The organism is Paenibacillus sp. FW101-FHT12H11, from assembly GCF_058790355.1.
This window is the reverse complement of sequence record NZ_JBYTCO010000008.1, coordinates 332,056-357,198: the sequence shown is the minus strand read 5'-3', so window position 1 is coordinate 357,198 and position 25,143 is coordinate 332,056. Positions and strand designations below refer to the sequence as shown.

The window sequence follows — 25,143 nt, the reverse complement described above, 5'->3', positions numbered from 1 at the left end:
TAAGAAAGGAGCTTGGCTGTGTATAGATGGATAAGTAGTTTTTTGGTCGCTTTGATGCTGTTTACGTTTTCGTTTGCCGAGCTAACCCATGCGGCAGTTGTAGGTGACCCTCCCTTAGAGCTGGACAATGGCATCGTGAAGATGGTCGTTGACAGCAAGGGTCACTACACAATTAAAACCGTCAAAGGCAATCCGTTGAGAAAAAGTGACGATGACAAGTGGTTGCTGTTCCAGGATAAAAGCCCGGATACGTCGTTCACGACGTTTCGAATTAATAATGAAGACTATATATTCGGCGAGGGATACGGCTTAAGTTTAGCCAGAAAGGCCGCTTTGCAAGGCCGCCCGGAAATTCAAGGCAAAGCCATTGTGACGACCTGGGATGTCGACGGTGTGGAGATCAAGCAGAAGCTGGAGCTCATTATGGATAAAGACAATCCAAACTATGGCAATGTGTTCATTCAGTATGGCGTGACGAATCACTCTCAAACGTCGGTGCAAGTAGGCAGCCGAATCTTGCTCGATGTCATGACGGGGACGAATGATGGCGCAGGCATCAAGCTTGGCAATCTTTTCGTCGATACAGAAAAGACATATACCGGCAGCGAGGTGCCAAAGATTTGGCGTGCGAGCGACAATGAGTTTGCCCCAAGCGTAATCTCCTATGGTTTAACAAGCGGCTGGGGCAACAAAACGCCGGATGCGATGACGATCGGCCATTGGCAGGGGCTGTCCCAATCAACCTGGGAATACGATGTGAAGCCGGATCGCAATTTTACAATCGAATCGGACTATGGGAAGAAGGATACAGCCGTCGCCTTTTATTGGAATCCCATTGCGCTTCCGAGCGGAGAGCGGACGGTATTTGAAACGTATTATGGCATTGGGGAAGTACCGGATAAGGCATACTCTTACAACGTCCAACTGTCCTCGATCAGCAAATTGAACGTAAATGAAACGTACGACGGATACAAGGAAGAAGAGTTTGAAATTACGGCTTATGTGGAAAATAACCTGCCTAATTCCGCCGACGTGTACGATGCCACGGCCTCCATCTCTTTTGAGAAAGGGCTGCAGCTAGTCAAAGGAGAGGAGAGCACGAAGGTCAAACGCCTCCTTAAGGTAGGCGAGCAGCAGGCGTTTACATGGCGGGTGAGGGCACTGCCTCAGGATATTTACAAAATGGAGAAGTACCGTGTCGATGTCTATGACAGTCGGCAGATCGGGCCTGACGGTAAGGTGAACACCTCCGATATTTATTCGAGCAGCCGTTTTGTTTTGTTGCCGAGCGTAAATGGCGGCCCGCCGAAGACGCTGTACAATACCGTAAGCCCAGATAAGCTTTATTACAGCGGCAAACGTTCGTTCACGATCAAAGGAACGGGCTTTGAGATGTACAAAGACACCGCCAAATGGAAGCTGTTGCTGCAGCATGCGGGCACGAAGCAGGAGTTGAAAATACCATCTAACCAAATTTCCGTGTCGGATGATACGACGATTTTGGCAACCTTGGAAGATGAACTGCCAGTTGGAGAATACAATATTCTTATTGAACAGCAAGACAGCACGCGAACGCAACTGCCGTTCAAGCTGATGTTTACGAAGGATAAAACGTATATTTCCCGAAATTATGGCGTTCTTGCGGTTCTCAAAGACTACGAGTTGAAGGGATCGAGCAGCGATCCGACGTACTTTTACCGGGTGCTGCCTCTCAAAGACGAAGATCAATTGGAGAAGCTCAAAGCCCATCTTGCGGCTATGCCGAAGAACGGCGGTGCTGAACGAAGCGTGCTGCTTACCGTGAAAGGTGATATTCGCGAGGTGCGGACAACCACGGGGAAGGTATCCAAGTATTTGGTTTATTCCGCGAATAAAAAAGCCGTCATCAACGATATCATGACCTATAGCTCGCCGGTTCCGATGATTATTTCAGACAATAAGCAGCAGGTGCTGAACATCGATCCAACTTATAATTTTGGGTTTAACTATGCGTTGATCCCGGCATTTGATCCTGGGTTCCCGTGGAATTTTGACACGATAGGTGGAGCACTTCCGCAAGGAACTGAGGTGAAGCCTGACACGAACGCTGATTTGGGTCTGCCGGAGTTTGGCTTCGATAAGACGTTTAAACCGGTAAATACGGGTTTTGATATCGATTATCCCTATCGTTCCGGGCAAGCCGGCTTGAACAAAGATCAATTGAATCAATTGAAAAATACATTCGTGTATATTCAAGGCCAAGGCCTGCTAGGCGTTAATGCCAAGAATGGCTTTGACTTCTGGTATGACAACTTTAACATTGCACTCCAGGACGGTCAGGCTTACACCCTGGAAGGGGATCGTGAAGAGGCGAAAGACGAAACAATTGTCGTTCAAATGAGCGGCGTTGGGAAGTTCCTGAACGTCATGCTCTCCGGGTTGCCGATTGATATTAACGAGCTTATTCTGGCTAACCGGGATGATAAAGATATGTTGTCCTTCGGAGCTAAAGTATCGCTGCCGTTCCTTGGGGGCAAAAAAAGCGCAGATGGCGAGGAGTCGAAAGGAGCTCTCTCCATCGATGCGAAGGATATTCTCTTCTCCCGCAAAGGATACGAAGGACTAATCGCAGAAGGCGAGCTCTCTTTATCGAACTTCGGTATGGTGAAAGGGATTGAAGCTAATGTTGGCGTTGATACCTTTCATGGACACTACACCGTGGACGGATCTGCGGAAATCGGCGTCGTTAAAGCGGAAGTGAGCTTTGAAATTATGCGTGAACGCCAAAACGACACCTGGTATTTAAATAAGCTCATTCTTTCAGGCGAGGGCGATCCTGGAATCCCTGTTGTGCCTGGAAGCGTGTATGTGACCAAGCTGGGCGGCGGCGTTGAGAATCTTGCTGAGCTGACCAATCCGTATTACGGAGGAGCTGAAATCTTTACAGTGGTCGTGCTTAGCGACATCAGTGCGGTGAAAGTTTTCAAGGGTGAATTTGAAGGAAAATTCAATCGAAGAAAAATGCGCATTGACGGCAATCTGGACGTTGCTTCCCTCCCGATTTTCAAAACGGCCTATTTGGAAGCTTCCTGGGATACAGGTACGGATGAGAGCTTCTATGTCACAGGGGGCGGTACCATTGATATTCTGGATGGGCTGATCGCAGGAGGAGGCAGTGTCTACATTTCTGACAAGCGGCTTGACGGCAGAGCTTATATTGAGCTGAAAATACCGCGTTCCGTTCCTTTTATTGGCGGTGAAACATTGGCGAAAGCCTCGGCGGGCATCAATAACGAAGAGATTTGGGCAGCGGCGCAAATCAATCTGCTACTGGTTACCATTGAACTGACAGCTGATTATTATTGGTCAGGCGGTTTGGATGTCGGGGTTGGTATCGCTTCTTCCGATCCAGCCTACCTGCCTCGTCTAGGGCGCAACAAAGGCATTTATGCTATGCCAGTCCGCGACGGGAATCAGAGAGGTACAATGATGTACGGCACGAATATGCGGATCATCGGCAGCTCGAAGCCGATGTCGCTTCTGGCTTCGAGAGATGGGTGGACTCGCGATAACGAGGCACCTATTTACGGAACGGGAACGGCTCTTGCAGCAGATGACGATAAAAAGACGCATAGGTTTACGTTAGGTGACTCGTCTAGCAGCTATTTAATCGAGATGGCTTATGAAGGCGACCTGCCTCAAGTAAATTTAACAAAACCTGACGGTACGCCAATTGATTTGGTGGAAAAAGGGAACTACTTCCTCCGTACCGATGAGGTTGACGGGGTTCAGAAGCATTACATGGTCATTGGTCTTGAAAAGCCTGCCAATGGCGTCTATACGCTTACTTCGGACCATGAAGTTGAAACGAAGCTGGCGCAAGTACTTCCAGTACCGAAGCTGACGAACGCAAACGCAGAGCTTGAGGGCAGCAGCAAGTTGAAGTTGAGCTGGAGCGGCCAGAATTATAAAGAATCGGCGAACCCGGCAGAAGCGTCCAAGCTCATTATTTCCTTGTCGACCGAGAAGGAAAGTGTCGGCAGGGTGCTTGCTACGGTTGATCCAAAAACCGGTGAGCAGACACTAGACATTCCGGAGGATTTACAGACCGGTGATTATTATGTCCATTTCGGCTTATCGACGGAGAAAATGTCATACAGCGAGCAGGATTCGCAGAAGCTGCACATCGTGAATCCGAAGGCACCGGCTGCCGTGACTTCCGTGCAAGGCGCGAAGAACGGCAACGGCATGCTGCGCGCAGCGTGGCCGGCAAGCTCGGATCCAGCGACCACAGGTTACAACATCGAAGTGTTCGATACGGAAGGCAATGCGGTCGATAAATTTGGCGTCGCGTATGCTGACGCGAAGAACACGACGAAGGATGCGAACGGCAATTACAGCGTCATCATCGGGGGGACGTATCAAGGGCTTGCAGCCGAAGGAAAGCCGCCTGAAATTCTAGGGCTGGAGACCGGCAAGACCTATAAAATTGGCATTACGCCAGTGCGGCAAGAAACCGACATCCACGACAGCACGAAGCGTAAATCTTATTACGGGCCAACCACGGTCAGCGCTGAAGTAGAGCTGCCTGAGCCGAAACCTCCTGAGTTTACTGTTGGCGTCGCTGGCAAATCGACGGAGGGCATCCTCATCAGCGATACGGAAGCGATTGACAACGCTCAAGGTTCATCTTCAAAGATGACGGGCGTTAAGGAACGCGACGTCAAGCTTATGTTAAGCGCTGAGGAGGAAGTCACTGCGGACATTTACGTTGATTCTGTAAAATCAAGTAAACAGATGCATGGTGTATCGGATGAGTTGACCATTTATCAACTAACGGATGGCGTTCATTATGTGGATTTGGTTGCCAAGAACAAAGACGGAGACATGGCCGTGAAGCGGGTGAAGTTCGTTGTTGATACTAAGGCGCCAGTGATCATGCTGGACAGTCCTGCGTCCGACTCGATGGCTCCGAACGGAATAGCCGAGATTAGAGGCAGAACGGAAGCAGGAGCTAAGGTCGTCATCGACGGCCACGAAGTGGCTGGAGATGAGCAAGGTCGTTTCCAAGCTTCCATTCCGCTAAGCAACCATTTCAAGCATGACATCACCGTCTCATCTTCCGATGTGGTGGGGAATACGACAACTTCCCAACTACAGGTGATTAACGGAGCCATCCAGCCGCTGAAGAAGGTGCGCTTAACGCCGAGTATTGAGAAAATGAAGGCTGGAGAGAGCGTGCAGCTTCAACTTATCGGAATTCAGAATGATGCTGCAGGCAGCGAAATGAATATTGATTCCCAGTATGTGAAGTGGGAGTTCATGGAGGGTGAATCCATTGCCCACGTGGATACGGATGGAAGATTGACGGCGAAGCAGGACGGAGATATCGTTCTACTTGCCTCGTATCAAGTAACGGATACTTATGCGTTCCAAGATGCCGTTGTCATCAAGGTCGGTCAGGAATCGGATGTGAAACCGGTTAGTCGCGTGAAGTTGACACCTGATATACAGAAAATGTTCATCGGAGATTCCTTAAAACTAGACCTCATCGGTTTGAGGGATGATGGTACAGCTGTTACACTCGACGACAGCCGTGTGACGTGGGAAATTACCAACGGCGCCTCTCTTGCGAGTATCGACCAAACGGGTACTTTGACGGCTCTTGCGAAAGGCGACATCACGGTTCGTGCGTCCAACAGGCTTAGCAGCGGTTCGACGGTTCAAGATGTGATGAACATTCATATTGAAAGAGATCCGAAAACGATTCAGCTTAAAAGCGTAAATATATCACCGGATGCAGCTAAAATGATAGCAGGCGAATCGCTTCTCTTGAAGCTGACCGGTATTGATGATGAAGGCCTTGCCATGGCGCTTAATCCGGAGAAGGTCGACTGGAAGCTAACCAAGGGCAGCGAGCTCGCTTTCATCGACTCATCTGGTAAGCTGACAACACGGCAAGCAGGAAGTATCGGCATCCAGGCCACCTATACGCTGGATAATGGGACAACGCTTCAGGCTGAAAAGACGGTCACCATAGTGGAGCAAGAAAGTTCTTCTTCTGGAAATGGAACAGGAAGTGGGACTGGGAATCCAATGCCTGTTGATCCCAACACGAAGGGAGCCGGCGAATTCGATCTCACTCCTGATACGGATTTGTTGAACAAACGTGTCGATGAAATTTCTATCTCTATTCACAAAGGTGCCGTTAATCAGGTTGATAAATTGCTGGTTGGCAGAGTAAGCAATGTTGAGAAGTATCTTTCAACCGATGAAAAGAAAAACAAACAACCTATTACTGGCATCTATGAGCTCGGACTTGCGAGTAAAAACAAGCAAATGAAACAACCAATAGAAGTGACATTCCATTACGACGCTGAGCGTGTTCAAGATTCGAGAGGTTTGGCCGTGTACCGATTCAACGACTATATGCAGAAATGGGAAGTTGTTCCGAGTGAAGTGGATCCTATTCGCAGGGAGGTTACTGTACATATTGATCGATTGGGCAAATATGCCTTGTTCAACGTGAGCGCTCCCATCCAGTTCGTTGATATTCCGAAAGAAAGATGGTCGGCTTCGGGCATTTATGCACTCCAATCTTTAGGCATCATTGATGGTTTAATAGAGGGGAAAGACATGGTGTACCAACCGGTACGCAGTATTTCACGGGCGGAGTTCATCAAACTGCTTGCCTCTGCGAGGAAGCTGCCTATTCAAACCGGTAATTTAGAAAGCGAGTTTAAAGATTGGCATCAGGTTCCGGACTGGGCTAAGCCTTACATGTATACCTCCATCATTGAGAATATACTAGGAGGTCGCCCAACGGAACAAGGTCTCGTCTTGGACAGCAACACACCAATTACCCGAGCGGAAGCTGTAACGATTCTAGGCCGAGTGCTTGGGGGCAACAGCCAGACAGCAGCACCTTCCGAACCGTTTGCAGATGCGGGTGACATACCGGACTTTGCAAGGAGCTATGTGGAGCAAGTTCGTCAACATGGATTAATGGATGGCTATGAAGACGGAACGTTTAGACCGGGCAAAACGATGACGCGTGAAGAAACAGCGATATTGATTTACAGACTTATTCAGTTTTATGGCAGGTAGGAGGCAGTATCGATAGGACAGATCGTTAAGATCTGTCCTCTTTTCAATTATGGAGGATATTACTTTACTAATAAGGAGAGGTTTCATGTGAAGAATACGATTTTGATTGTAGATGATGCTGCATTTATGAGAGCAATGTTAAAAGATATGCTTTTAGCTTTGGACTATGTGGTTATAGGGGAGGGCCGAAACGGTCTTGAAGGTGTACAGTTATACAAAAGGCTCAAACCGGATTTGGTGACATTGGACATAACCATGCCTGAGATGGATGGAATCGCGGCGCTGAAGGAAATCAAACAATTGGATCCCCAAGCCAAAATCATCATGTGTTCTGCCATGGGTCAGCAGAAACTGGTCGTTGATTCCATTCAAGCAGGCGCAAAAGACTTCCTCGTCAAACCTTTTAATAAAGATAGAATTGCTGACACTTTGGAAAAGTTATTTTAGGCAGGAAATCAATTTGCCCTAATCGAATCTGTAGTGGATGTCCATGAACACACGAGAAGGCGGATGAAAGGGATGCAGATTAGCGGTCAGATGAAACGGTTGCTGCTCATGAATGCAGCATCAACAGTCATATTTAACTACATTGGTATTTTCGTCAATTTATTTATTTGGGAGAAGAACAACAATATCTCTGAGGTGGTATGGTTCAACCTCATTATGTTTATCACATGGACGTTCGCGTTTGCGGTTGGTTCCAGATTGTTAACCAGCTATACGACACGTGTGTTGATTCGCACGAATGCGGTCTGCGGCGGAGTCGTTTTTCTGCTTTTATCGGTGCTGGAGCTTGAGAATAGGCTTTTATGGATTACAATTATCGCCATTCCCATCGGCGTGATGTGGGGATTTTATGCCGCAGCGCAAAACATTACCTTGAGTGTGTACGGAAAAGGGAAGGATTTTGAGCAGTATTTTTCAATTGCCAATATCATCAACCAGCTCGTATCGATTATTAATCCGATTGCTTTTGCGCTCATTATCAAATGGATTGGCTACTCAGGGTCCTTTTTACTGATGTTCGTGTTTGTGGGCTTATTATTGACTGTTTCGTTTTATATTCCTACTATTACCCTCGCCGGTGAATCTGTGCCATTATTTCGCGGCATCCAATTTCGGCTCGTATTTGCAACCAGTGCGCTGCGGTGGATGGTTCCGTCTTTGCTGGCGGCCGGCATATTTTTGCAATTCCAGGTGCTGTTTGCGTTGGTGTTTACATTTTCGGTCTCGGAGGATAAATTGGTCATCGCCATGCTTAATGTGCTATATGCCTGCTTTGCCATCGGGGCTATGATGTTGTATAGGAGACTAAAGACGCGTGAAGGGGTATGGTTGGCAATCGGGATGATTTTTGTGTCAGTTGGCATTCTTCTGCCCTTACTGCCGAAAGCGCCCATCCTTATCATTTCCAATATTTTAACGACCATCGGGATGTTTTATTTCGGGACGGTGTGGAACACGAGGCAGTTTCGAATTATTGCCAAGCAAACGGCCCTGCAGCAAGCCCGGATTTTCTTATGGCGTGAATGTTTTTTGAATGCTTCGAGGATACTGTTGCTCATACTGGCTTTATCGGTAAAAGACATCCGCGGAGGAGCGTTTATCTTCTTAATCATGCTGGCGCTTGCCTGCGCACTCATGGTTCCTTACTTCTCAGGGAAGAGCACAGAAGCTTTCGAGCGGCAGACAGAGCAAGAGGAGATTTAGGCATAGATTGCGGGCGGAGTATTCCGTTACAAATAAGTAGGGACTGGGAGGTTTTGTCCAAATGAGCCAAGCAAACGATCTTGTGATTGATGTTACTCTTGTGAAAAGTTTAATTTCCACACAATTTCCACAGTGGGCAGAGCTTGCGATTGAGCAGGTCATTTCCGGCGGGACGGACAATGTGATCTATCGGCTCGGCACAGATATGGCCGTAAGATTGCCGAGGGCGGAATGGGCGGTCGGGCAGGTGGAGAAGGAGCAGAAATGGCTGCCGCAACTGGCTGCGCTGCTGCCGATTCCCATTCATGCTCCGTTAGCTTTTGGGGCGCCGACTGAAGGCTACCCCCGGAACTGGTCTGTGTATCGCTGGCTGGAAGGAGAGAACGCGACGGTCCGGGATGTAGAAGATCAAAACCATGCAGCTAACGTACTGGCTCAGTTCGTAACCGCCATGCAGCGGATCGATTCCGATGGAGGGCCTCCGCCAGGCGCACATAACTCAGGCCGTGGCGAACCTCTGGCGAAACGCGATGCCGCAGTTCGTGCTGCCATCGTAACCCTGCATTACATTGTGGATACTGACGCAGCAACCGCTGTGTGGGAGGCAGCCCTGCAGGCAGCGGTATGGCAAGGCAAGCCGGTTTGGATTCACGGTGATCTCCATCCAGGGAACCTGCTGATCGAGAAGGGCCGGCTAAGCGCTGTTATTGACTTTGGTACTTTGGGCGTGGGAGATCCTGCGTGCGACCTCATGGTCGCGTGGACGTTCCTTGCCGCGCAAGGCCGCGAACGCTTCCGCGCAGCCCTGCCTATCGATGATGCGGCTTGGTTACGCGGGAGCGGGTGGGCGCTTTCCTTCGGGTTAATCGCGCTAGCCTACTATCTAGAAACAAATCTTGTCCTCGCAGAGATTTCTCGGCGCACAATCAATGAAGTTCTCGCTGATTATAAGAACGGCTTGTTATAAGGATTTTGACGGATCATCTGAATGAGATTGTTTGTTGAAGCAGATAAGGGTTCATTTTTACGTGTACAAATGGCGATTGTATTCTTAAGTTGGATTCCTTCTACATAAACGCGGGACAACTCACCACGATTTACATATTCGCGTACAACGAGGGAAGACACGAAGTTAGCGCCATACCCGGCAATCACGGCAGTAATCGCTTCATGGAGTCCGTTAAATTGCAAAGAAATGGCGGGAACGGCTGAATGATAGGTGCGGCATAGAGACAGCAGTCTCTCGCGAGTTGAACTGCCTTCTTCACGCATGACAAAAGGTTCTTTCATCATTTCGGCCAGAGAGACCTGCTGATTGGCATATTTGTGATCAGGCGCCACGACAAACCATAACTCATCCTGAAACAATTCCTCTGTCAGAATGGTGTCCGGGTAGGTCTCAGCTATGCCCCCATAAATGGCGATATCCACTTCTACATTTAGCAGCTGGTTCAAGGCACCGCTGGAATTGGTCGTGTTGATCATCATTTCAACTTGTTCATATTGCTGCTTAAACTTTGCGATCCAAGTTGGAATGAGGAAATGTGCGGGTAAGTAGGTAGCGGCTAGCCGAATACTTCCGGTTGTGCCGCTGCGGTAATTGTGAGCGAATTGTTCGATTTGCTGTTCAACCGCAAAAAGCCTTTTTGCAAGTAAAGACAGTTCTTCACCGGCATCCGTTAGCGTTACCCCTCTTCCCAGAGGTTTCAGCAGGAGAAGCTGCAGCTCCTTTTCGAACTTTTTGATCTGTGCAGTAATGGCGGGTTGGCTTATATTTAATAATTCGGAAGCGCGTGTCACACTACCGCTGGTTGCAACTGTATGAAATAAGCGTAAGGCATGTAAATTCATTAGAAGGCTCCCTTTGTTTCTGTTTTATATATTATATATATGATTCTAACATAAAGATATATTATTTATATGATTAGATTCGATTTATAATGAAGCCAGAAGGTAAATAGCAAAGAGGAGTGATAACGATGAATGCAACTAACACATGGGAAAAAGTAGACCAGTATGTTAAAGAACGGTTGATTCCACACGACACTGTTCTGGAAAATGCCTTGGCCGCGAATCAGCTTGCAGGGCTGCCAGCTTATGATGTTTCACCTACGCAAGGTAAGTTTTTGAATTTGTTGATTCAAATGAAAGGCGCTAAACGGATCCTGGAGATTGGCACATTAGGCGGATATAGTACCATTTGGATGGCGAGGGCATTACCATCAGACGGAAAGTTAGTTACACTGGAACTGGATCCGATTCATGCTAGAGTGGCAAGTGAAAACATATCCCATGCTCAGCTGAGTGAACTTGTCGAGCTTCGTGTAGGAGACGCACTAGAACAATTAGCTCAGTTGGACAATGAAGGTGTTGAACCTTTTGATCTGATATTTATAGATGCCGATAAACCCAATAACCCTCATTATTTAAAATGGGCGCTGCATTTTTCTCATCCTGGGACGGTGATTATTGGAGATAATGTCATCCGTGATGGCGAGGTCATCAATGAGGAAAGTCAAGATCCCCGCGTTCAGGGAGTAAGGAAATTCTATGATCTGTTGGCGGGTGAACCGAGGATTTCGGCAACGGCCATTCAGACGGTCGGCAGTAAAGGATATGATGGTTTTGTATTAGGTATTGTAAAATGATGAAACCGGACATGGGATTTTCCATGTCCGGCTTTCTCGTTTGTGGGAGGAATTCCAGGAGTCCGGGCGAATATCTTTTTAATGATCTGTTTGCTGTCACTGTCAGGCAATCATCAAATTTGATTTAGAGGTTAAGGAGATTTCAGAGAGATGCCAGAACGTAATGTTTTATGGAAGCTTTGGGGAGTATCGCTGTTATGGGGCTTTAACTATGTTGCAAGCGCCTATTTGCTGCGAGATTTCTCGCCTATTTTTTTATCATTCGCCCGACTCGTTGTTATGTCACTGTTCTTAATTTCTGTAGCGGTCATTAACAAATCCATCAGACGTCCAACCTCGCGGGAGTGGGGACTTCTATTGTTTGCCGGTATTTTTGGGACTTTATTCAACCAATTGTTTTACTTTACAGGGCTGCAGCACTCAACAGCAGGCAACGCAGCGCTCATTATTGCGCTTTCTCCCATAGCTACACTGCTGTTATCGCGCTTGTTTCTGAAAGAAGAAGTCACATGGCTGAAGCTTTGCGGATCTGTCGTAGCTTTAGTTGGTGTTGTATGTATAGTCCTTTACGGAGGAAAGACACTCGGTATTTCAAAAGGCGATGTATATTTGCTGCTCGCTATGCTGGGTATGTCGGTCAGCTTGTTGTTCATTCGCAGATTAACTAGTGGGATGAGTTCCTACGAGGTAACGATATATTCAACGGTGATTGGGACCATTTTAATGTCCCCTGCGGTAGGAGTTGAAGCGCTTCAAGGTCATCTTCATGCGAGCCATCACTTGCTGTCTTGGTTATTGCTGATCGGCGTAGCCGTCATTGGTCAAGGGGTGGCTGGCTTTTGGTGGAACCAGGGCATCGCCGTCGTCGGGCCGTCTACTAGCGCAATGTTTATGAATATCCCGCCATTTATCGCGATCATCGTAAGCTTCTTCTTATTAGGCGATCCGATTCGAGCGGCCCAAGTAGGCGGGGGCATTCTGATTCTGGCTGGTGTGATGATAGCCAATATGAAACGCCGTCAGCCCCGGGAAATAGGGGCGGGAATTTAACAAATAAGCAAGCAGGTACCAGTAGGGTATCTGCTTGCTTTTGTTTGAGATAAACTATTTCTTGGGAAATAATTGATGAATTCTTGTACGCAAAGGTAAACAGATTTCGACACTCCTATTTCGACTGTAAATGCAACTCTATCAATCTAGAATACTATTAAAAGCATTTTATCCTTGGAAATAGTGAGGAGATGGCGATATGGTAAATTTAGATTTAGAGTTGGTATACAGTCCAAAACAGGTGCATGAGCATCTCCGGGTAAGCGATTCCAGTTTACGCAAATATGCGATGGCGCTTGAAGCAAGAGGCTATAAGTTTCGTAAAGAAGATAATGGCAATCGGATTTTTACACAGCATGATATTGATATTTTTGAAATCCTGAAACAACGGCTGGATGCTGGTCAAAGTATGAAAACCGCGGCAAGCTCAACGATGAACCATGTTCGCAAGAACGTCCCAAGAACGCTACCCGTTCCTGTGGCGCCAGCGGTTACCCCGGCTGCTCCTCAAGCATCCCAAGCGGTAACCGAGCGTTCTCCAGACGTCTTCAAACAGAAGTTTGAGGAGGGTTTTGCGATAATGCTGGAAGACCGCATCCATACCGCGATGAAACCGCTCATCGAAGGGGTCACTCAGCTAAGCGGTCTTGTAGCGGATTTGACCAGCCAGAATAAACAGCTGCTAAGCCAAAACCAAGAGCTGAGAACCATGCTTCCAGCTCCTCGGGACGTAGAGGAAGAGAAGCGTCAGCAGCGAGAGCTCGTAGATGAAGTGAAGGTGCTGCATGAGAAACAAAAGAAGCTGGAGCAGCAGCATTATGAAGAACTGAAGCGTCAGAATGAGGAAATTCAAAAACTGATTCCACCTGCGCCAGATCTCGATAAAGAGCGCAGCGAAAGAACGAATGAGTATCTCACCATCCGCAGAATCAATCTGGCACTTGAGAAGGAAGCCTTCGAGCATTGGAACCGTAAGCCGGAACATGAACGGATTCGAAAGATTGGCTTATTCAAGAAAGAAGAAAATATTGAAGTGCGTAACCAGTTCATAAAATCCTATATGGATGAATATTTTGAAGATCGGTTACGCGGTGAATTTGCGCAATAAGCGAAGGAAGCAAGCTAATTCTTTGAGTGAGGGAGCTCATGGAATTAGCTTGTTTTTTTCTTTATCCCTTTATTAAGAATTTGTAATTGACTGCCGAGGAGAACGGTGGTAATTTATCAATGTTTCCTTTCAAGAAATCGAACGATCTAGTTGGAGGTATCATCATTCGTGGAGAAGAATACGATCGCAAAGGAACAGATGCCTACTAGCAAGCCACGGGCTCTCCTCGAAATATTGGCTGTGTCTGCCAAGTTAGGCGTAACTTCATTTGGCGGGCCGATTGCGCATCTCGGTTATTTTCATAACGAGTACATACGTCGCCGCAAATGGTTGAATGAGCAGGACTATGCGGATATCGTTGCCCTCTGTCAGTTCTTGCCCGGTCCGGCAAGCAGCCAGGTCGGCATAGCCGTTGGGATCGTTCGCGCTGGCATGTTGGGCGGATTGACAGCCTGGCTTGGTTTTACACTGCCATCGGTCATTGCGTTGGTACTGTTTGCCTTACTGCTGCAAGGGTTTGATATTGGCAGCACCGGTTGGATTCATGGCCTCAAAATCGTTGCAGTAGCTATCGTCGTGCAAGCTATTTTGGGGATGGGGCAGAAGCTTGCTCCTGATCGCAATAGAGCAACAATTGCCGTGCTTGTAGCAGCTGTTACCGTCCTGTGGCAGACGGCTATTAGCCAAGTTTTACTGATAGGCATTGCGGGAATTGCAGGCATGTTTTTGTATAAAAATACGTCGATCCCGAATACGACAAGTCTCTCCATTCCGATTAGCCGAAGCGTTGCAATTCTCTCTTTGGGTGTTTTCTTCGGACTGCTAATCTTGCTTCCCTCGCTTCGGCAAATTGTTCATATCGAGTGGTTGTCCATGTTTGATAGTTTCTATCGGTCAGGATCGCTTGTTTTTGGCGGGGGCCACGTTGTTCTCCCCATGCTGGAAAGGGAAGTCGTCCCGACAGGGTGGGTCAGCAAGTCGGACTTTCTTGCGGGATATGGTGCCGCGCAAGCTGTCCCTGGCCCGTTATTCACCTTCGCAGCGTATTTGGGGACGATGATTGGCGGAGCGAAAGGGGCGATAATCGCTACGACAGCTATTTTTCTTCCAGCGTATCTTTTAGTCGTAGGAGCATTGCCTTTCTGGCATACTTTGCGCAAGAGCACTAAAGTCCAAGGAGCATTAGTCGGAATTAATGCAGCCGTTGTTGGCATTTTGCTTGCAGCGTTATATAACCCGCTTTGGATCACGGCTATCCTAGCTCCCGTAGATTTTGTTTTGGCCATGATTCTGTTTGTGATGCTTGTCTTTTGGAAGCTGCCTCCTTGGGTTGTTGTCATCGCAGGAGCCATTGGCGGACTGCTAATTAGCTGATTTAAAGAGTTAAGCCTGAGCAATCAGGCTTTTTCGCATTTGCAAATTTTCAGATATTTAACTTGATTACGCATTACATTTAATCTAGATTTTACAGGCAGATTGTAAACTAATTATTGTGAGGACTATGAATGAGATGGACGAGCTATTCTAACATAATGGGGGGCTGAACGTATGGGAATCCATGCTTATTTTAGGTCTTTAAATGATTTAGAAAGAATTATTCGCTGTCCAGGCAAGTTCAAGTTCGAGGAACACAGTGTCGCGGCTCACTCATGGAAAGTCGTCCAGTACGCCAAAACTCTCGCAGACATTGAAGAGAAAAACGGCGCTAGCATTGACTGGAAAAAGCTTTACGAAATCACAAGCAGCCATGATTATGGTGAAATATTCATTGGGGATATCAAAACGCCTGTCAAGCACGCATCCCCTGAACTTCGTTTATTGATTCAAAAGGTTGAAGAAGGCATGGTCTATAACTTTATTGAAGAGCAGATTCCTGAGGAATTTAAAGAAATTTTTCATCATCAGCTTCGTGAGGGCAAAGATCATTCGATTGAAGGTTTAATTTTGGAAGTGGCCGATAAAATGGATCAGGTGTATGAAGCATTTGCTGAACTTAAAAGGGGAAACACGGAGAAAGAATTCATTAAAATGTACCGTGATGCTCTTATCAAAATTAATACGATTCCTTTACATTGCGTTGATTATTTTTTGAAAAACATCCTGCCGGATATGGTAAATGACGAAATTACTTCGCCGGTTGATATCAAAAGAATTACAGAGGAAGCCTTGTCTTACCGTGATCAAAGGTGAGAAAGCATCTCGGCTAAAGGGGGCGTATCTATGGCATTTGCTAGTATTGTCCCCCTCTTACATCATTTTATCCTTTCCTCCAAAGCCACTGTCAACTTATTCCCCAATTCGTAATTTCATCGAGTTATCCCCAAAATATGAGAAGCAAATGATTATATTAATGAATGAAGGCGCATTCTAAAAATAGCTGCTATTGCTAGCTCCGGTTGGGCTCCCGCGGCTATTAAGCCAAAGCGAAGCGCCGTATTACTACCACTCCGCAATTCCTCCTACTTTAATTCATTCCCTTCAATTTTTCACCTTTAAAGGTATTTGGCCGGTCAGAGGCGAACTAGTCGATGATCAGCCATTTTTATAATCAATGGAGGGAATACGTTGAAATTACATCTTTTTCACGCGCTGTGGGGCATGACAGGTTCGCTTAGCGAGCAGCTGCATCGCGCCAAGCAGCATGGCTACGAGGGAATTGAAGCACCTATGCCAAGTCAAGAGCAGCAAAACGAATTTATTGAGTTGTTAGGCGAACTGCAACTGGCATACATACCTCAGATTTTCACATCCAATCATCATGAAGAATCCTTTCAACAGCAAGTCGAGCGGGCGAAGCAATTTTCTCCTGTGCTCATCAACTCTCATAGCGGAAAAGACTATATGTCGGAAGATGAGCAAAATCGCTTTTTCGAACAAGCGTTGCGTGTGGAAAAAGCGGCTGGCATTCAAGTTGCGCACGAAACACATAGAGGTCGTGTTATGTTCACTCCGAAAGCTACGGCCAGAGTCCTGAAATTGTTCCCGGATCTGAAAATCACAGCAGATTTCAGCCATTTCACATGTGTATGTGAATCCATGTTGGCTGATCAGCAAGAGGATCTTGAACTGATTAAGAGCAGAGCTCTGCATGTTCATGGAAGGGTCGGCTTTGAGGAAGGTCCGCAAGTCCCGCACCCGGCAGCTCCTGAGTATGCTAATCATTTGCAGCAGTTTGAGACGTGGTGGGATGAAATGTTCCACAACCCGATCATCCCGGCGCAGCCATTTGCAACGTTCACGCCTGAATTCGGCCCGCCAGGTTATATGCCGACATTACCTTTTACACGTCAGCCTGTGGCGGATCTTTTTCAAGTGAACCACTGGATAGCTGAGCGAATTCGGAAAACATACGAGTAAAAGGTAGTGGGGGAGTCGCGCTATGCGGCTCTTTTTTTAAGTCATAAAAACGAGGAGGCTGACGCAGATGCCTGAGATATCGAATCCTATTGTGCCCGGATTTTATGCAGACCCTGAAGCTAGAACCTATGAGGGCAAGCATTGGATTTACGCTACGCGATCCTTTACAGCATATACGGACCAGATGAATCTGGATGCATTTAGCTCTACAGATTTGATTCACTGGAATAAGCATGAAGCCATACTGGAAATGTCAGATTTCCCATGGGTGTGGAGGGCTGTTTGGGCACCAACAATTATTGAAAATAAGGGGAAATACTACCTCGTATTTGCATCAAACGATATCCAGTCCAATGATGAAATCGGCGGATTGGAAATGGCAGTGTCGGATAATCCGACGGGGCCGTTTAGAGGATATTTGGGAAAACCGCTGATCGATCGTTTCATTCACTCGGCTCAACCGATTGACGCCCATCTTTTTAAAGATGATGACGGTAGCATTTATCTCTATTATGGAGGTTGGGGGCACTGTAATGTAGCGAAAATGAATGAAGACATGAACGGCTTTGTTCCTTTTGAAAATGGGGATACTTTCCTTTCTATCACGCCCGAAGGGTATGTCGAAGGCCCCTGCATGATTAAAAAAGGGGATCTTTATTACTTCATGTGGTCCATGGGAAGTTGGGTGAATGGCACTTATCGGGTGGCTTATGGCGTAAGCGATAGTCCGCTGGGACCATTTGAGAACAAAGGCACGATTCTTCAAAAACAAGAACCGATTGCCGAGGGACCTGGCCATCACGGTTATTTGTATTTGCCGGAAACGGATGCGTGGATCATTGTATATCATCGTAGAATGATAGGCGATACTGATCCTGGAAGCAGGGTTTTATGTATGGACAGGCTGCACTTTGAGGATGGCGCAATTATTCCCGTTACGATGACGGATAAGTGGCACACATCGGATTAAACGCGGAGGTATTATAGCAGATGACAAAACTAGATGAACTAAGAAATCGCATAGACGAAGTTGACCAAAAGATCATTGCACTACTGGCTCAAAGATTTCAATATACAGAAGAAGTCGGCATTTACAAAGCGGAGAATCAACTGCACTCGCAAGATGTCAGCCGCGAAAATCAACAGTTTCAGAAGATCGCTAAGCTTTCGGCTCAATACGGATTGAACCCTGACTATGCTTCGGAAATTTATAGACGTATCATCGATATCGTCATTTCACGGCACGAAGAATTACTCAAATCGACATGTAAATAGAGGTAAAAGTGAGCCGCAGCCGGACATGGGAAGTTAATTCCTGTGTCCGGTTTCTGTTTTTTACGCAAATGCTTGGTTTCAGAACAAGGGGATGCTGGAGGGGAACTACAGGGCACTATTTTGCTCAGAATAGATATTTGAGCGAGGGAGAGGGAACTAGGGGCCGCTATTTCTCAGCTTTCGAAGCGGAAACTGGGTTTGGCGGGCAAATAAGAACCTGTAGTTCCCTCCAGCACGCCAAACGCCGCTTTTTTGCAAAATAAGCGACTGGAGTTCCCTTATTTTGCGCGGGCGGGCGAGGAAAGGGCGGGCAACGCAGGTCGGGTCGGGCAGAACAGGCAGATTAGGTCCGGTTTGGGCGGCAGCAAGGCCTGACCGGGCAAGATAACGGCATTTTACGCAAAATATCCGAAAATAGCAAATTTACACCTGATAGTCTAAATACATGAATGCCGGATTTTTTTATATTGGAGGTAATGAATGGAAAGGGGCACTCCAACGTGAAAGTAAAAAAAATGATGACAGGAAGTTTATTGACCGTTTTCGCTGCAACGATGATAGTAGGGGGTTCAGCATCAGTTTCAGCAGAGGATACACCCTCGTATACGCTGACAGTTCTTACGGATAAGCCGTCCAAAGGAGAAAATGTGGAGGTTCTCATAAAAGGACATCAGCTAAAAGATGTCTATGCGTACGAAATCAATTTGGATTTCAATCCGAAGCAGCTTAAATTAAAAGAAGCTACGACGGAGATTCCTGGATTCTCGGTTCCTCCCATTGTGAAAGATAACCATATTCAGCTCGCGCACACACGCATAGGCCGAACGAAGGGCGACGATGGCGAACAGATTTTGTACAAGTTAAAGTTTGAAGCGATAGATGACGGGAAGGCGGAACTGGCGATCGGCAAGGTCAAATTGGTCGATTCCATTCTAGCAAGCACGGATCAGGACTCGAATGCCAAAGTGGCCGTTGATATTAACGATTTGTTCCCATTCGATGATCTGGGCGATTTCACGTGGGCCAAAACAGCGATTGCCTTCCTAGCTGAGAAGGGGATTGTGAATGGAACGGCTGAGCGCACTTTCAGTCCGGGCCAGCCTGTTACGCGTGCCGATTTTGTGGTTCTTCTGATGAGAGCCTTGGAGGTAAAAGGCGGATCTGGCGAGCGCTTTGACGATGTGCAGCAGGGTGAGTACTTTGATGAGCACCTATCCGCTGCAAGAAGCTTAGGTATTGTAGAAGGTGATGACTATAATAACTTCCATCCGAGAGAGTCTGTAACTAGAGAGGACATGATGACGCTCACGGCTCGTACCTTAAAAACGCTGAATAAGCTCCCGGCAAGTAAAGGGACATCTTTAGCTGATTCGTTTAACGATACTTCAGAGATTTCGGATTATGCGATACAAAGTGTTACAAATCTGGTGGAGATGGGCTTGGTAGATGGTTATGGCGAGGGCATTCATCCTAAGGAGTTTACGAATCGCGCTCAAGCGGCTATGCTGATTTATAAACTGTTGACTGCAAAATAATTATAGGCAAAATGATTGTGAAATCGCATGCATCAGGGAGGGGCTTGATTGGCGGAAATGCCTAAGAGCAGCCTCCTTTTTGTCTTTGCGCTTGTTCTTTGCATGGCCGCAAGCATCCTAAGCGAAATGGCAAGAAAACGCACAAAAAGGCGGAATAACCTAAATACTTCCTGTCTCCATTGTTACATAATGTATCTGTGATCTTCCAATGAATAGGATGAAAGGAGTTAATGTGAAAAAAAGCGAAGCTAATAGATTTCAATGCTCTCGCCCATTCATCATTTATGTAATCAGGAGGCTGGAATAGGATGAAGTTAAAGAAGACGTTTAATCTGCTGCTTATTGCTGCTTGTGCATTCGGAACGATCTCAACGGCTCCATTGATGACGCTTCAAGCACAAGCTGCGGAAGTGGCGAATGAGCCGGCTGTTCATGGCTTAAAAGGGGAGTACTACACAAGTTCGGGTTCACCGCAGTTTAACTTTGGCACGTTAAAATCAACCGTACTTGATCCCAATTTGGACTTCGGCAACTTGGAGACCGCGCTTGGGATTCTAACCGGGCAGCAGGATAATGTGAATGTGCGTTGGAGCGGGTTCATTGAACCGCAGTTTTCCGAAGACTACACGTTCTCCATCATTGGTGACAATGGCTTCCGGCTCTGGATTGACAACAAACTGGTCATCGATCATTGGGTCAACGACTGGGACAAAGAACAGGTCGCAGCGCCAATTTCATTGGTAGCAGGGCAAAAATATGCAATTAAGGTTGAATACTTTGAGAATACGGGTGGATCTAATATTCACATGCGCTGGTCGAGTCCATCCACACCGAAGTCCGCGATCCCGACGGAGGCGCTTACTCCGCCAAGCGGTTTCTCCTATGGGGGCAGCGTAGCCGTCAATGGAGCGACGGCGGAAGTTAAATTAGATAAACCTTTGCAATCGCTTCCAGAAGGATTTGTTAATCATTTCAACGTTAGTGTCATGGGCAGCAACTGGCCGATCGCATCGGCAGCGCTCAAACAAGGCGATAACAGCACCATCGTGGTTACTTTCCAGTATCCGGTGTATTCAAAGGATGTTTGGTTAGTTAAGGCAAGCTATGACGGCCAGGCGGGCCTAGTGGATCAGGATGGCAGAGTCGTTCAGGCATTCGATAAAATGTTGAAAAACGATTCTACGTATCAAATTACGACGCCATGGGCAAGCCAAGTAGATAAGGATCATGTCCTTCCAGAATACCCTAGGCCGCAGCTCGTTCGCGATAAATGGCAGAACTTGAACGGGGAATGGCAATTCCAGTCGGCTAAGGTCGGGGAGGCGCTGCCAACCGGGCAAACATTGAAGGAGAAAATCGTTGTTCCTTTTGCTGCGGAGTCGGTGCTTTCGGGCATTAAACGCGTAGAAAATCTCATGTGGTATAAGCGTTCATTCACGGTTCCAAATGATTGGAACGGGCAGCGCGTGATGTTGAACTTCGGCGCTTCCGATTATTTGACAACGGTTTATGTCAACGGTGTGAAGGTTGGCGAGCACAAAGGCGGTTACACTTCATTTAGCTTCGATGTCACTGATCAATTAAAAGCAGGCGATAATGAACTGATCGTTCATGTACTGGATAATACGGATATGGGGGAAGATCAGGCTGTCGGTAAGCAAACGGTGAAAAAACTCGGCGGCATCTGGTACACGTCCGTCTCCGGGATTTGGCAAACGGTTTGGATGGAGCCTGTCGCACCGGCTCATATTGAAAAGCTGGATATGGCGCCGGATCTTACGAATCAAATGTTAAAATTAACCGTTCCTGCGGGAGCCGCTAACAATCTCACCGTTGAAGCCATTGCGACGAAGGACGGTAAGGAAGTTGGAAGAATCAGCGGTCCTGCCGGTACGGAGCTGAAAGTTCCAGTTCCGAATCCTCGGTTATGGACGCCGGATGATCCTTTCTTGTACGATTTGCAAGTTCGCTTGAAAAACGGGGATCAAGTTGTCGATCAAGTTAACAGCTATTTCGGGATGAGGGAGATCAAGCTAGGGAAAGTAGACGGCATTACAAGACCGCTGTTGAACGGCAAATTTGTCTTCCAAATGGGGCCGCTGGATCAAGGCTTTTATCCGGACGGTATTTATACAGCACCGACGGAAGACGCTTTGAAATATGATATTCAAACCGTGAAACGAGTCGGTATGAATATGATCCGTAAGCATATTAAAGTAGAGCCGGCTCGCTGGTATTATTGGGCGGATAAGTTAGGCGTCCTCGTTTGGCAGGATATGCCGAGCTTGGAGGATCGCCAAAATAATCATGGCGCGGATATCACACAAGCTGCCAAAACGCAGTGGCTGAAGGAATACAAAGAAATGGTCGACCAGCTTCGCAGTGTGCCATCCATTATTGAATGGACCGTCTTTAATGAAGGCTGGGGCGAATTCGATTGGGGCGGACAGCAGACGAAGGATGCGACCAATTATGTGAAAAGCCTTGACCCGACGCGTTTAATTAACAACGCAAGCGGCTGGCAGGATTCCGGTGCAGGCGATTTGGTTGATATGCATGCTTACCCGGCTCCAAATTCACCGAAGCCAACGGACACACGTGCTGCTGTACTCGGGGAATATGGTGGGCTCGGGTTGCATACACCGGGACATGAATGGAGTCCGCTCGTATTCTCGTATCAAGAGATGAAAAGCAAAAAAGAGATTACGGACAAATACATCGATTACATTAACCAATTGAAAAATCTCAAAGGCAATCCTGGCTTGAGCGCAGCGGTTTATACGCAGATCAGCGACGTCGAATATGAGATTAACGGCTTGCTATCCTATGACCGCAAAGTGGAGAAACTCGATTTTGACCGGATCGCCAAAGCTCACCGCGAGTTAATCGGCACGGTAACGGCCGGCGATTTGTCCAGCGGCATTCAGGACGCTGAGCTCTTTTTCAGTAAGCTGACCGCAGGTACGAAGCCAGGCCAATACCCGCAAGCTGTAGTGGATCATTTCCAAGGTGTCATTCAATCCGCTAAGCAGGTACTTGCCGACAGCAATGCCACTGCGAGCAATTATCAGCAGGCGCTAAATGACCTGAAAGCTGAGAAGGATAGCGTTTTTGCTAGTGTGAACGATCCGCTTCCAAAAGGCTCCACGGTGGATAACTTCGACAGCACTACGCTAAACAGCAATTGGAGTATTTACCGTCAAAATAACGCGAATTGGAGTCTGACGACCAACCCTGGCAAGCTAACGATTCAAACGCTTACAGGCGATAGCTTTGGCAATTCCAATGCGCTGAAAAATGCCTTCTTGCAAAACGCGCCTAACGGCGATTTTGTCATCACAACGAAGGTTGATGCGCAGGTAAGGAAGAACTACCAGCAAGCCGGGCTGCTCGTTTGGCAGGACGAAGATAACTATGTGAAGTTTGGGCATGTGTGGGATACAGACGGCGCAACAGGGAAATCCCTGGAATCCGCCTTCGAGAAAAATGCCACATACACCAAAGCCGGGCATATGGCGACACATCCAGGTTACGATACATCGTACCTGCAAATCCGTAAGGTAGGTAACGTTTATACGACCTATTATTGGGATGGTTCCAGCTGGAAGCAGGCTGCAGACCCTGTTACGGTTCAATTATCGAATCTCAAAGTAGGATTCTATGCATTCTCCGCAACTGACGGGACGTCCATCCCGGCTAAGTTCGATTACTTCTCGGCCGGCCCGATTGTGAATGATCCTACGGCGTCGTTAACTGGACCTGCATCGGTCACAAGCGAGCAATCGTTTGATTCGACACTTGGCCTGAGCAGTGTCACGCAAAGTGTGTATGCGGGAGATGTAAGCGTGACGTATGACGCGAATCAACTCGAATTTGTATCTGCAGAAAGCGTGAAAAGCGGTTTAGAGCTTCTCGATAAGAAAGTAACGCCGGGTTCGGTCCGTCTCATTACCGTAAATGTGAGCGGTACGAGTATCAACGGCGATTTGCTGAAGCTTCATTGGAAGGCGAAGACGACTGGGGAGAATATCACCAGCACGATTACACTTTCTAATCTTGTTTTGGCGAACGGTGAAGGCGTAGAAACGGCTGTGGACGGTACCACGCAAAGCATTCGCATACTTGCTAATGTCGATAAAACAGCGTTGAACTCTCTCATCGCTACTGCGCAAAGCAAGCATGACGGTGCGACGGAAGGTACAGCCGTTGGCCAGTATCCTGCTGGCGCCAAAGCGCTGTTACAAGCGGCTATCGACAAAGCTGCGTTGGTTGCTAACGACGCGAATGCGACGAATGCGCAGGTTGCACAAGCGGTTACTGAACTGAATAGTGCGTTGCAAGCCTTTAACCAGTCGGTTGTTACTGGCAATTCCGGTGACACGAATGGCGACGGTAAGTACTCAATCGGCGATCTGGCTATTGTTGCTGCCGCTTATGGCAAAACGTCGCAAGACGCAGATTGGGATAAGTACAAACAAGCGGATCTGGACAACAATGGTCGCGTAGACCTTGTCGACTTGGCGATGTTGGCACAAAGAATTTTAGAATAAACGGATAGGAAAGTCGCCTAACTTCAGGATTTATTGGGGTTGGGCGACTTTTTTTGCGCCATCAGATGCCTTGTCCTGAACTTTTGTCAGAATCGCGCAAAGTTTCGCCTAATCGCGTAAAGACGCCCTTTTTTCACATGGATATAATCAGGGTAAACAACGTTCAGGGAGAGGTTCACATGAAAAAGATGATCAGTGTGCTAGTTGGCATTCTACTGCTAAGCTGCTTGCCATTGTATCTGCATTTCGCACACAAAAGTACGGAACCTGATTCAGGCGGCGACGGGCAGCGTTTGGATGTCCACAAGCTGGAGAGCATCGTGAATTTGGCAAGCTCAGGGGAAAAGGCAGGCACCAATGATGTCAAAGCGCCTTCTTTTACCTTAAAAGCACTGGACGGTTCGTATCATACGATTGGGGGCAAACGGGAGAAGCCGGTTGTCATTCATTTCTGGGCCAGCTGGTGTGAAGCCTGCTCGGTTGAGGTGGCCACGCTGCGTAAACTGTATGGACAGTACAAGGATCAAGTTGATTTTCTGGGCATCAACGTGTCCACCGAAGAAAAGCCGGAAAATATTGAGAAGTTCGTCAAACAGAACAATCTCAAGTATCCGATCCTGCTGGATGAGCACAAACACGCCGCTGATTTATACCAGCTCCATGCGCTGCCGACTGTTTTTCTAATCGATAAAAACGGCTATGTCATGGATACGTTTCACATGGTAGATCCGCTGGAACTGGAAGAAAAGATCAAGCATCTTGCGGAGCCTTAACAGCTTTCAACTTTATGGAAAGGAGGAGACAGCTTGACGGCTGACGACTTA

Annotated in this window: 16 protein-coding genes; 15 read left to right on the top strand and 1 reads right to left on the bottom strand. The window is 47.4% G+C overall.

Annotated features, from left to right (window positions below; genetic code table 11):
- Nucleotides 1-18: 18 nt before the first annotated feature.
- From AC3WTJ_RS25860 to AC3WTJ_RS25845, 4 genes are all read left to right on the top strand, one after another.
- Nucleotides 19-7,086: an S-layer homology domain-containing protein gene (locus AC3WTJ_RS25860; protein WP_492524265.1), complete on the top strand. Its 7,068-nt coding sequence runs from the start codon at nt 19-21 to the stop codon at nt 7,084-7,086.
- An 87-nt stretch (nt 7,087-7,173) separates the two neighbouring features.
- Nucleotides 7,174-7,533 carry a response regulator gene (locus AC3WTJ_RS25855; protein WP_492524264.1) on the top strand — a complete coding sequence of 120 codons (360 nt, stop codon included), beginning with the start codon at nt 7,174-7,176 and terminating at the stop codon, nt 7,531-7,533.
- 72 nt (nt 7,534-7,605) lie between these two features.
- Entirely contained in the window at nt 7,606-8,796 is a 1,191-nt protein-coding gene (locus AC3WTJ_RS25850) for an MFS transporter (RefSeq protein WP_492524263.1), read from the top strand.
- A 61-nt stretch (nt 8,797-8,857) separates the two neighbouring features.
- Nucleotides 8,858-9,763, top strand: a complete 906-nt coding sequence (locus AC3WTJ_RS25845; protein ID WP_492524262.1) for an aminoglycoside phosphotransferase family protein — start codon at nt 8,858-8,860, stop codon at nt 9,761-9,763.
- Here the strand turns inward: AC3WTJ_RS25845 and AC3WTJ_RS25840 are convergent.
- Nucleotides 9,742-10,647, bottom strand: coding sequence for a LysR substrate-binding domain-containing protein (locus AC3WTJ_RS25840; RefSeq protein WP_492524261.1), 906 nt, complete (start codon nt 10,645-10,647; stop codon nt 9,742-9,744). The two genes, AC3WTJ_RS25845 and AC3WTJ_RS25840, sit on opposite strands and share 22 nt — an antisense overlap.
- A gap of 128 nt (nt 10,648-10,775) precedes the next feature.
- Here AC3WTJ_RS25840 and AC3WTJ_RS25835 point away from each other — a divergent pair, with 128 nt between their 5' ends.
- The 11 genes from AC3WTJ_RS25835 to AC3WTJ_RS25785 all read left to right on the top strand — a co-directional run bounded on the left by AC3WTJ_RS25835 (nt 10,776) and on the right by AC3WTJ_RS25785 (nt 25,092).
- Nucleotides 10,776-11,444, top strand: a complete 669-nt coding sequence (locus AC3WTJ_RS25835; protein ID WP_492524260.1) for an O-methyltransferase — start codon at nt 10,776-10,778, stop codon at nt 11,442-11,444.
- Between the two features lie 150 nt (nt 11,445-11,594).
- Nucleotides 11,595-12,494, top strand: a complete 900-nt coding sequence (locus AC3WTJ_RS25830; protein ID WP_492524259.1) for a DMT family transporter — start codon at nt 11,595-11,597, stop codon at nt 12,492-12,494.
- A gap of 199 nt (nt 12,495-12,693) precedes the next feature.
- On the top strand, nt 12,694-13,602 hold the full coding sequence (locus AC3WTJ_RS25825; RefSeq protein WP_407868233.1) for a hypothetical protein: 909 nt from the start codon (nt 12,694-12,696) through the stop codon (nt 13,600-13,602).
- A 198-nt stretch (nt 13,603-13,800) separates the two neighbouring features.
- The gene (locus AC3WTJ_RS25820) at nt 13,801-14,976 is read left to right on the top strand and encodes a chromate transporter (RefSeq protein WP_492524314.1); all 1,176 of its coding nucleotides are present in this window, start codon (nt 13,801-13,803) and stop codon (nt 14,974-14,976) included.
- 174 nt (nt 14,977-15,150) lie between these two features.
- Nucleotides 15,151-15,792 carry a YfbR-like 5'-deoxynucleotidase gene (locus AC3WTJ_RS25815; RefSeq protein ID WP_492524258.1) on the top strand — a complete coding sequence of 214 codons (642 nt, stop codon included), beginning with the start codon at nt 15,151-15,153 and terminating at the stop codon, nt 15,790-15,792.
- Between the two features lie 375 nt (nt 15,793-16,167).
- On the top strand, nt 16,168-16,959 hold the full coding sequence (locus AC3WTJ_RS25810) for a sugar phosphate isomerase/epimerase family protein (RefSeq protein WP_492524257.1): 792 nt from the start codon (nt 16,168-16,170) through the stop codon (nt 16,957-16,959).
- A 67-nt stretch (nt 16,960-17,026) separates the two neighbouring features.
- Nucleotides 17,027-17,929, top strand: a complete 903-nt coding sequence (locus tag AC3WTJ_RS25805; protein ID WP_492524256.1) for a glycoside hydrolase family 43 protein — start codon at nt 17,027-17,029, stop codon at nt 17,927-17,929.
- Between the two features lie 20 nt (nt 17,930-17,949).
- The gene (locus tag AC3WTJ_RS25800; RefSeq protein ID WP_492524255.1) at nt 17,950-18,234 is read left to right on the top strand and encodes a chorismate mutase; all 285 of its coding nucleotides are present in this window, start codon (nt 17,950-17,952) and stop codon (nt 18,232-18,234) included.
- 500 nt (nt 18,235-18,734) lie between these two features.
- Complete coding sequence (locus AC3WTJ_RS25795) at nt 18,735-19,769, top strand: S-layer homology domain-containing protein (RefSeq protein WP_492524254.1); 1,035 nt, start codon at nt 18,735-18,737, stop codon at nt 19,767-19,769.
- A gap of 308 nt (nt 19,770-20,077) precedes the next feature.
- Complete coding sequence (locus AC3WTJ_RS25790; protein ID WP_492524253.1) at nt 20,078-24,319, top strand: PA14 domain-containing protein; 4,242 nt, start codon at nt 20,078-20,080, stop codon at nt 24,317-24,319.
- A gap of 179 nt (nt 24,320-24,498) precedes the next feature.
- A complete protein-coding gene (locus AC3WTJ_RS25785) occupies nt 24,499-25,092 on the top strand; it encodes a TlpA family protein disulfide reductase (RefSeq protein WP_492524252.1) in 594 nt (197 codons plus the stop codon).
- Nucleotides 25,093-25,143 lie beyond the last annotated feature (51 nt).

Excerpts from the sequence above, each read along its gene's own strand:
- AC3WTJ_RS25850 (WP_492524263.1), top strand. The coding sequence starts at position 7,606 with ATGCAGATTAGCGGTCAGATGAAACGGTTGCTGCTCATGAATGCAGCA.
- AC3WTJ_RS25845 (WP_492524262.1), top strand. The coding sequence starts at position 8,858 with ATGAGCCAAGCAAACGATCTTGTGATTGATGTTACTCTTGTGAAAAGT.
- AC3WTJ_RS25840 (WP_492524261.1), bottom strand. The coding sequence starts at position 10,647 with ATGAATTTACATGCCTTACGCTTATTTCATACAGTTGCAACCAGCGGT.
- AC3WTJ_RS25835 (WP_492524260.1), top strand. The coding sequence starts at position 10,776 with ATGAATGCAACTAACACATGGGAAAAAGTAGACCAGTATGTTAAAGAA.
- AC3WTJ_RS25830 (WP_492524259.1), top strand. The coding sequence starts at position 11,595 with ATGCCAGAACGTAATGTTTTATGGAAGCTTTGGGGAGTATCGCTGTTA.
- AC3WTJ_RS25825 (WP_407868233.1), top strand. The coding sequence starts at position 12,694 with ATGGTAAATTTAGATTTAGAGTTGGTATACAGTCCAAAACAGGTGCAT.
- AC3WTJ_RS25820 (WP_492524314.1), top strand. The coding sequence starts at position 13,801 with ATGCCTACTAGCAAGCCACGGGCTCTCCTCGAAATATTGGCTGTGTCT.
- AC3WTJ_RS25815 (WP_492524258.1), top strand. The coding sequence starts at position 15,151 with ATGGGAATCCATGCTTATTTTAGGTCTTTAAATGATTTAGAAAGAATT.
- AC3WTJ_RS25805 (WP_492524256.1), top strand. The coding sequence starts at position 17,027 with ATGCCTGAGATATCGAATCCTATTGTGCCCGGATTTTATGCAGACCCT.
- AC3WTJ_RS25800 (WP_492524255.1), top strand. The coding sequence starts at position 17,950 with ATGACAAAACTAGATGAACTAAGAAATCGCATAGACGAAGTTGACCAA.
- AC3WTJ_RS25790 (WP_492524253.1), top strand. The coding sequence starts at position 20,078 with ATGAAGTTAAAGAAGACGTTTAATCTGCTGCTTATTGCTGCTTGTGCA.
- AC3WTJ_RS25785 (WP_492524252.1), top strand. The coding sequence starts at position 24,499 with ATGAAAAAGATGATCAGTGTGCTAGTTGGCATTCTACTGCTAAGCTGC.